This window comes from Lentimicrobium sp. S6 (assembly GCF_013166635.1).
In the GTDB taxonomy this organism is placed as follows: domain Bacteria; phylum Bacteroidota; class Bacteroidia; order Bacteroidales; family UBA12170; genus UBA12170.
On sequence record NZ_JABKBZ010000116.1, the window covers coordinates 1 to 9125 of the forward strand.

The window sequence follows — 9125 nt, forward strand, 5'->3', positions numbered from 1 at the left end:
GTGCTTGAAGATAAAAACACCTTTGTATTAAAAAGAGTAAAAAACAAAGAAGTCAGAAAGAAATAGTCTTGTAATCATATGTATATCTGTAACTTAAAAAAATAGACAGCTTAAGTTAACGCTAATGCCCTATACCGCACCCGAAGGCGGCTATGAATTATCATTACTAGATGGCACTTCAGCAGATTTTATCAATGTTTCTGTTAAAAATGGAAATAGATTGCCTGCTTATCACCGATTAGATTTGTCGGCAAATTACAATTTTACTTTTGGCAAAAACTCTCCCGCAAGTATTGGTTTCTCTATATTTAACGCCTATAACCGATCCAATGTTTGGTATAATGAATATGAAATTATCGAAAACGAAGTGATAGAAACTCCGGTTTACTATTTAAACTTTACGCCTAATATTAATCTAACCTTTAAATTGAAATAATGAAATCTGTAAATTTTAGATATATCGCGCTTTTTAGCCTCCTCATTTTTCTCTATTCCTGTGAGAAGGTCAACTTACAAACCGCAGACCCAAATGTGGCTGTGGTAGAATCTTATATCAACCCTGGAAATGAAATACAGGTAAAAATCAAAAAGCAAATTGTGTTTGATGGAGACGATGCTGGAGGAGGTTTTATAGAAAATTTAGAGGTCAAAATTCAACATGAAGGTTCCTGGGAAAATTTGGTTTACAAGTACGATAGTATATACGTATTAGAAAGCATTGTGGTTGGAGCTGGCAATGTTTACGAGATCGAATTTGAGTATAACGAGAAGGTCATCACCTCAGAAACCATTATCCCCAATCGCCCAGAGAATTTTCAAACTTCATCCAGCACTATATATATCACACAAATGGGCCCCGGTTCTGAGCCTAGTGAACCAGAGGAGCTCACTTGGACAAATCCAGATTTGGACTATCATATGGTGGTAGTGGAATCCATAGATGAAGATGCTGAACTCATCTTCGATTCTGATGACGATCATCCTCCAAGGTCTTTTAGAAATGCGCCAGTACAAGGCGACGAGCAGGAATTGAGCCCAAGAAGTTTTACCTATTATGGCAGACATAGAGTCATTCTTTATCGCTTAAATCCTGAATATGCAGCACTATATGAAGATTTAGGTAGTAGTTCTTTGGATTTGGTGGCTCCTCCCAGTAATATTGAAAATGGACTTGGAATTTTTACAGGAATTAATGCCGATACTCTTTATGTGAATGTGATAGCAGCATCAAAATAATATGGTAAAAAACAAAGGTAAATATTATATCACTCTAGGACATATTGTATTTTGGGTACTGGTATTTCTTTTCAACTGGGGAATATTTAAAAGCTCCGATATCCCCATAGATTATGGAAGGATGATATTCAATCTTTTCTTTAGTTTATTGCTGTTCTATGGGACCTATTTTGTGTTAATGCCATTTTTATTGAAAAAGAAAATTTGGCTATTTTTAGCTTTAACGTTTTTATTATTAGGTGGATCCATCCTTGTAAAAGGTTGTTTTTTGAGAGAGGTCTTTGAAAGACCGAAGCGAGAAATTATTATGGAAGGTAGAGACCATCCGAATAAAAAGTCCGATGCTTTTCTCAATGAGAAGCAGAAGCGACCTCCCTTTGGATTATGGAGACAATTGGGATTTGCAGGTATGGGTTTACTATTCTTTTACTTCTTTAGTATTTCTGTCCGATTTGTAGAAAAATGGTTGGAAGATGAAAAGCAAAAATCACAACTAGAACAGGATAAAGTAAAAACAGAATTGGCCTTTTTAAAACAGCAGATTAATCCGCATTTTCTATTCAATTCCCTCAACTCTATCTACTCCTTATCCATTAGTAAATCAGAAAAAACTACTCCTTCTATACTAAAGCTTTCTTCTATCTTACGATATATGCTTTACGAAACGGAACCCTCCCGCTCTAGTTTACAGAATGAGCTTGCTGTAGTTCAGGATTATATTGAATTGCAAAGATTAAGACTCACAGATAAGGTTGAGGTTTTAGTAAATGTAGTTGGGGAGTTTGACGATTATAAGTTTGAGCCCTTCATCATTTTGCCCATCATTGAAAATGCCTTTAAATATGGTGTGGATAATCTGAACAACTCATTTATTAGTATTGATATTTTAGTGGAAAATCAACAACTCGATTTAAAAGTGGTGAATAAAGTGGTTCAAAGACCAGCTATGCTGCGCAAGGAATCGGGTATAGGCTTAAATAATATCAAGAGGCGCTTAGAAATTCTATATCCAAAGCACCACCAATTTTCCTCGGACGAGAATAATGAAGTATTCAGTGTGAATATGCAAATCAAACTTAAAACCCTATGAACTGCTTAGCCATCGACGACGAGCCATTAGCATTGAACGTGATCAAAGACTTTTGTTCCAAATTAGAATTTCTAAACTTAGTGGATACCTGCACCAATGCCATTGAAGCACTTAAGGTTTTAGAAAATCACGATATCGATTTGATATTCTTAGACATACAAATGCCCAATATCAGTGGTTTAGAGTTTGCCAAAACCATGAGCAATCCTCCCATGATTATTTTCACAACGGCTTTTTCGGAACATGCTTTAGAGGCTTATGAACTAAATGCGATAGATTATTTGGTGAAACCTATTCCTTTCGATCGTTTCTTAAAAGCTGTGAATAAAGCAAAATCTCTATATAAACTACAGCATACAAATCAGAATGCTAGCATTCCCGAATTTATGATGGTAAAAGCGGATTGTGCGACCATTAAAATCCGATTTAAAGACATCCTCTATGTGGAAGGATTAAAGGATTATGTGAAAATATTCATTAAAGACCAAATGATTCTCACCAAAACCACCATGAAAAATATTGATAAGAAATTACCTCATGAGTATTTTATCAGAATTCATAAATCCTATATTGTCAACTTGTTAAATATTGAAAAGATAGAGCATAATCACATCGTATATGGCAGAGCAAAGCTTCCTATCGGAAACAGCTATCGGATGGCCTTTTTTGATATGATTGACCAGTATAAGCTGTAGTTAGAAGAAGAAAAAAGTCCTTCGGCTATTTGTTCAAAGTTCAGTTGTTTAAGGTTCAATGTTTAAAAGGAGAATACTTAAAATCCAGCCTCCCTCTAGGGTTGGGGCAAGCTGGGTTTCAAGTTCTGAATATAAAGTTCAACGTTGGCTATCGAATAATCTTTTCACTGCAATTTCTTTTGCGTTCTTTGCGATTCTCCTTTGCATTTTCTTTGCGTGGAATTTCGAAATTGGAGTATGAAAGACGAAGTTTGAAGTCAAAATATCACTTCGTCCTCACTTCCAAAATCTTATCATACTCTTCATCAACAGGTTCCCATAGTTCTATTCTATTGCCTTCTAGATCTACAATATGAACAAACTTTCCGTACTCGAAAGAATCTATCTTGTCTACTATCTCTACCCCTTCTTTCCGCAGCTCGTCAACTAAAGCTTCTAAATTTTCAACTCTATAATTGATCATATAATCCTGATCGGCTTTCCCAAAATAATCACTGTCTTTTTTAAAGGGACTCCAAGCAGTATAGCCTTTCTTATTGGCATCCTCCGCATGACGCCATTCAAAGCTAGTTCCATAAGCATCAGTTTCTAAACCCAAATGCTTTTGATACCAATTCTTCATTTTATCAGGGCTTTGACATTTAAAGAAAATCCCGCCTATTCCTGTTACTCGTTTCATATGATGATGTTTTTGTTTTGGTAATGATAATAAATTATTTTGAATCCAATAAACTTAACTAAATCTGTCGTCAGATTTTTCGCTGGCAATATTTCTAGTTTTACCTTGATACCAACCTACTTTATCCACCTCATGTAGATCAAAATCATGAATATAGGGTTTAATATCAAGAAGAGGAGTCCCATCTAAAACATCAATATTTTCAATTTCTAATATATTCCCCTTCACACTTAAGAGCTTAACCACAGATAAGCCAATAGAGTTGGGCCTTTTAGGCGCTCGAGTAGAAAAAATGCCATGCTCCTTGTCATCCAGAAATGGCTTGGTTAATAAGGAATAATCCTTGGATTTATGGAAATCGTAAATTAGATATATATGTGAAAACCCATCTAAATCTTGAAGACCTTTCATAAACTCTTTGTCTACAGTTATCATTCCTTTGATACCTTGAGCCGCACTCGCTTGAATAGGCATTCCCTCTTTAGTTTGATGAGGGGTATTGATGACCCCTATGCTTTTATAGTTTATTTCCATTGGACAATTTCTTGCTAATGATTTTTATGCTTGCTATTCATAAACTTTCCGATAGTTAAAAAGAGAAAAAAGAGAGACCAAGGCCCATACACCTTCTAAAATAATAAAAGGCCAATAATCCATCAAAACAGAAGCCAGACATGCCATGGCGGCACCCACCAAATTGAGTAAGATAAAAGCTATGTTTTCTTTCTTCAACTTTCCCATGACGTTGAGAATATAGGCTAAGAGTATTTGAAAAACTCCGATAAAACCTATCCAATCTATATGATTCATTTGTTTTGCTTTTGTATTTAGTTGGTAAAAGTAGAATTAATTGATATGCAAAAGAGAGAAAATCATTCACCATTTAAAAACACATCATTTTTCCATTAATATATATGGCCTTTTCGGAAATTGAGAACCATTTGCAATTACAATCAACTATACGATAAAAACCAAAAAAGTCAAGCTCCCACCTTTGAAGTAGAAGCTTGACGCAATTTATAAAACAAAAAACTCAATCATTAATCAATCGTATTATTACTTTTTAATTAGTTTTAGGCTTTGTATCCCTGTTGAAGTAACAATTTTAGATACATAAACACCTTTAGGAAGAAGAGAAGCATCCATTTGAACACTTGTCATATTAGGTCTCATTGATAATACTTGTTTTCCAGCAAGCGTATATACTGAAATACTTTCAATATTCTCATCGCTATTAATATTCCATAAATCTCTTGTTGGATTTGGGAATACTGAAAGCTGATTTGTTTCAATATCGACTACCGAAGTTGGAAGTTTAAAGAAGTATACATTATCAATAAATATAGTACTTGAGCCACTTGGTTCACTAGAAATAATATACTGATTTAGATCTGTTTGATTCATCCCTTCAAAGTCCATTAAAGGAATATCAAGACTCACCCATTCATTTAATTCTAGTTCAAAATCCAATTCAAATTCTGTATCATTTCCACCACCAAAACCATCTCCACCGAAATCTACTAATTTGATGCTGAATAATGTGCTATTTGAAGTCCAAACATCCAAATGAAGATATTCCATTTCAGCAGCTGTTAGATCAATAGGAGAACTGACCGTTTCTATACCCGCAAAGTCTAAATCAGAATACTTCTTTGTAGGGTTAGATTCAATCAATACTTCTTCTAGAGAAGCTGATGACCAATCTGTTAACCATGTATCCACAATCACATCAGTATAAACATCGCTAAACATAGATATCACATCTTCTGAATTTGCTGTTGGGTCTGGTGCTGCAACTGTTGGTTGAGCTTCAGCAAAAACAAAATTCACATAATAAGTAAGACTTGTTGTTGCATCTTCAGCTGTTACCACTACATCTGTCACACCTGGTATTCCACTTGCATCGTTAACAATATAAGTAGCATTTGTATTGGTAGTTATAGCTGTTACTGTTGGTATAATTGTAGTCCCATTTGGTAAAACAATCTCATAACTCAACACATCCGAAGCGAATCCTTCTACAGTTGTTCCATCCACTTGTAAGTCACTTAAGGTAGCATCTGTGTTTTCTGAAACTTCCCAGAAATACCAGTTGTCGAAATAAATAGTAGAACCTGTGCCGCCATCAAATTTAAACTGATAGATATCTGTCAAGCTTAATCCTGCTGACGTAAAATGTGATAATGGAATGTCAACACTCACCCATTCTTCTTGTGTTACTGTTAGCGGATAAGAAACTTCACCTGTAGTCTGACTTATTAGGAAGAAATTGATCGCCGTTGCATCTGCAGTCCAAAAATCCAAATGGAAATAATCATGCGCTGTAAAGTCTTGAGGACTTCCATCGGCACTTCCTAAATTGGTTCCTTGATAGTTGAAATTAGAATAAACCAAAGTATTATTTCCTCCTACTTGCTCATCTACTACCACTTGTGTAGACTGACCCCATGCTGGATTAAAATTAGTGGCTTCTAAATTAGTATAGCTATCACTATAGATAGAGAATACATTATCATCAGTTTCATCATGAGTTGGTACCGGAGCACCTATTGTTGGAACTGCATTAGCCAAAGTAAAGTTGACACTATAAGTCAAGCTTGTTACATCGTCATCTGCTGTAACTACGATATCCGTTACTCCTGGAAGAACACTTGCAGCATTTATAACAAATCCTGCATTAGGATCAGTTGTGGTTGCAGTTACTGTTGGTATGATAGTAGTTCCATAAGGAAGTTCCATATCGTAGCTCATCATATTTGCTGAGAAACCAGTTACGGTAGTTCCATCCACTTGTAAATCACTTAAAGTAGCATCAGAACCCGATGCAGTTGGTGTTTTCCAGAAATAAATATTATCTAAATAAATAGTAGATGGGGATACTCCTGCTTGTCCATCAAACTTCAATTGGTGAATATCTGCCATAGATACACCAGTGAAATCGCCTACAGGAATATCATAGCTGTTCCATGTTCCTTGAGTAAGAGGAGTCAATTCATAAAGAAATTCTCCTGTACTGGCACTAATAGGTGTTAACTTCACCACTGTGGCATCTGCTGTCCAAATATCAACATGTAAAAACTCCATGATAGACATATCCTGATTACCGGCCAATTGTGTACCTTGATAATTGAAGGTGGCATATTTCATCATCTCATTGCCTTCAATATCTTCAGTACTTACAACAGTAGATTGTCCCCAGCCAGGATTAAAATCTGTTCCGGCTAAGTCGGTATAAGAATCACTATAAATGGAAATTACATCTACGGCTTCCTCTGTTGGCAGCTCTGCTGCTACTGTCGGTGATGTTTGGGTAGGGAAAACAAAATTAACAGAATAGCTTAAGCTTGTAATACCATCTTCTGCTGTTACTACAACTTCTGTTGTTCCTGGTAATGCTGTAGCTGCATTGATCACTTCACTAGCATTTTCATTGGTGGTTGTAGCTGTTACTGTTGGTACGACAGTTGTTCCATCGGCTAATTCAACATTGTAACTGAATACATCTGAAGCAAATCCTTCTATTGTAGTTCCATCCACTTGTAAGTCACTTAAGGTAGCATCTGTATTTGCAGAAACTTCCCAGAAATACCAATTATCTAAATAAATAGTAGAACCTGTGCCGCCATCTAATTTAAACTGGTAAACATCTTCTAAACTTAATCCAGCTGATGTAAAATGTGATAATGGAATATTAACACTCACCCATTCTTCTTGTGTTACTGTTAGCGGATAAGAAACTTCACCTGTAGTCTGACTAATTAGGAAGAAATTGATCGCCGTTGCATCTGCAGTCCAAAAATCCAAATGGAAATAATCATGCGCTGTAAAGTCTTGAGGACTTCCATCGGCGCTTCCCAAATTAGTTCCTTGATAGTTGAAATTAGAATATACCAAAGTATTATTTCCTCCTACTTGTTCATCGACCACTACTTGTGTGGACTGACCCCATGAAGGGTTGAAATTAGTGGCGGCTAAGTTGGTATAACTATCACTATAAATAGAGAATACATTATCATCAGTTTCATCATGAGTTGGTATGGGTGCTCCTACTGTTGGAACTGCATTAACCAATGTAAAGTTGACATTATAAGTCAAACTTGTTATATCATCATCTGCTGTAACTACAACTTCTGTAATTCCCGGAAGAGCACCTGCAGCATTTATAACAAATTCTGCATTAGGATCTGTTGTGGTAGCAGTTACTGTTGGAATGATAGTCGTTCCATAAGGAAGTTCCATATTGTAGCTCATCATATTTGCTGAGAAACCTGTAACAGTAGTTCCATCCACTTGTAAATCACTTAAAGTAGCATCAGAACCTGCTGCTGTTGGTGTTTTCCAGAAATAAATATTATCCAAATAAATGGTGGATGGTGATACTCCTGCTTGTCCATCAAATTTCAATTGATGAATATCAGCCATAGATACACCTGTGAAATCGCCTACAGGAATATCATAGCTGTTCCATGTTCCTTGAGTAAGAGGAGTCAATTCATAAAGAAATTCTCCTGTACTGGCACTAATAGGTGTTAACTTCACCACTGTGGCATCTGCTGTCCAAATATCAACATGTAAAAACTCCATGATAGACATATCCTGATTACCGGCCAATTGTGTGCCTTGATAATTGAAGGTGGCATATTTCATCATCTCATTGCCTCCAATATCTTCTGTACTTACAACAGTAGATTGTCCCCAACCTGGATTAAAATCAGTTCCGGCTAAGTCGGTATAGGAATCACTATAAATGGAAATTACATCTACGTCCTCTTCTGTTGGTAGCTCTGCAGCTACTGTTGGTGATGTTTGGGTAGGGAAATCAAAATTAACAGAGTAGCTTAAACTTGTAATGCCATCTTCTGCTGTTACTACCACTTCTGTTGTTCCTGGTAATGCTGTAGCAGCATTGATCACTTCACTAGCATTTTCATTGGTCGTTGTAGCTGTTACTGTTGGTACGACAGTTGTTCCATCGGCTAATTCAACATTGTAACTGAATACATCTGAAGCAAATCCTTCTATTGTAATTCCATCCACTTGTAAGTCACTTAAGCTGGCATCTGTATTTGCAGATACTTCCCAGAAATACCAATTGTCTAGATAAATAGTAGAGCCTGTTCCTCCATCAAATTTAAACTGGTAGATATCTGATAAGCTCAGACCTGCATCCGTAAAATGACTCAATGGAATATCAACACTCACCCATTCTTCTTGTGTTACTGTTAGCGGATAAGAAACTTCACCTGTAGTCTGACTAATTAAGAAGAAATTGATCGCCGTTGCATCTGCAGTCCAAATATCCAAATGGAAATAATCATGCGCTGTAAAGTCTTGAGGACTTCCATCGGCACTTCCTAAATTGGTTCCTTGATAGTTGAAATTAGAATAAACCAAAGTATTATTTCCTCCTACTTGCTCATCTACT

8 protein-coding genes are annotated in these 9125 nt (G+C 36.1%); 4 read left to right on the plus strand and 4 right to left on the minus strand.

Going from position 1 to position 9125, the window contains the following annotated elements:
- The first annotated feature begins 124 nt into the window (after positions 1-124).
- From HNS40_RS20965 to HNS40_RS20980, 4 genes are read left to right on the plus strand one after another with little or no spacing between them, the layout of a single operon-like run.
- The gene (locus HNS40_RS20965; protein ID WP_172284636.1) at positions 125-436 is read left to right on the plus strand and encodes a TonB-dependent receptor; all 312 of its coding nucleotides are present in this window, start codon (positions 125-127) and stop codon (positions 434-436) included.
- Entirely contained in the window at positions 436-1236 is an 801-nt protein-coding gene (locus HNS40_RS20970) for a DUF4249 family protein (RefSeq protein ID WP_172284638.1), read from the plus strand. Before HNS40_RS20965 ends, HNS40_RS20970 begins: the two co-directional genes overlap by 1 nt.
- A 1-nt stretch (position 1237) precedes the next feature.
- Complete coding sequence (locus HNS40_RS20975; RefSeq protein WP_172284640.1) at positions 1238-2326, plus strand: sensor histidine kinase; 1089 nt, start codon at positions 1238-1240, stop codon at positions 2324-2326.
- The gene (locus HNS40_RS20980; protein ID WP_172284642.1) at positions 2323-3021 is read left to right on the plus strand and encodes a LytTR family DNA-binding domain-containing protein; all 699 of its coding nucleotides are present in this window, start codon (positions 2323-2325) and stop codon (positions 3019-3021) included. Before HNS40_RS20975 ends, HNS40_RS20980 begins: the two co-directional genes overlap by 4 nt.
- 265 nt (positions 3022-3286) lie before the next feature.
- On the opposite strand, the gene HNS40_RS20985 is transcribed toward HNS40_RS20980, so the two are convergent.
- The 4 genes from HNS40_RS20985 to HNS40_RS21000 all read right to left on the minus strand — a co-directional run.
- Positions 3287-3700 (minus strand): VOC family protein, encoded by a 414-nt coding sequence (locus HNS40_RS20985; RefSeq protein WP_172284644.1) that lies wholly within the window; start codon positions 3698-3700, stop codon positions 3287-3289.
- 54 nt (positions 3701-3754) lie between these two features.
- Positions 3755-4234 carry a tRNA (N6-threonylcarbamoyladenosine(37)-N6)-methyltransferase TrmO gene (gene tsaA / locus HNS40_RS20990; protein ID WP_172284646.1) on the minus strand — a complete coding sequence of 160 codons (480 nt, stop codon included), beginning with the start codon at positions 4232-4234 and terminating at the stop codon, positions 3755-3757.
- Positions 4235-4267: 33 nt separating this feature from the next.
- Complete coding sequence (locus HNS40_RS20995) at positions 4268-4510, minus strand: hypothetical protein (protein WP_172284648.1); 243 nt, start codon at positions 4508-4510, stop codon at positions 4268-4270.
- A 246-nt stretch (positions 4511-4756) separates the two neighbouring features.
- Positions 4757-9125 (minus strand): T9SS type A sorting domain-containing protein (locus HNS40_RS21000; RefSeq protein WP_172284651.1); only part of this gene is annotated, 4369 nt, incomplete at its 5' end.

What these genes read in the sequence shown, in the direction of transcription:
- HNS40_RS20965 (WP_172284636.1), top strand. Translation starts at nt 125, where the DNA reads ATGCCCTATACCGCACCCGAAGGCGGCTATGAATTATCATTACTAGAT.
- HNS40_RS20970 (WP_172284638.1), top strand. Translation starts at nt 436, where the DNA reads ATGAAATCTGTAAATTTTAGATATATCGCGCTTTTTAGCCTCCTCATT.
- HNS40_RS20975 (WP_172284640.1), top strand. Translation starts at nt 1,238, where the DNA reads ATGGTAAAAAACAAAGGTAAATATTATATCACTCTAGGACATATTGTA.
- HNS40_RS20980 (WP_172284642.1), top strand. Translation starts at nt 2,323, where the DNA reads ATGAACTGCTTAGCCATCGACGACGAGCCATTAGCATTGAACGTGATC.
- HNS40_RS20985 (WP_172284644.1), bottom strand. Translation starts at nt 3,700, where the DNA reads ATGAAACGAGTAACAGGAATAGGCGGGATTTTCTTTAAATGTCAAAGC.
- tsaA (WP_172284646.1), bottom strand. Translation starts at nt 4,234, where the DNA reads ATGGAAATAAACTATAAAAGCATAGGGGTCATCAATACCCCTCATCAA.
- HNS40_RS20995 (WP_172284648.1), bottom strand. Translation starts at nt 4,510, where the DNA reads ATGAATCATATAGATTGGATAGGTTTTATCGGAGTTTTTCAAATACTC.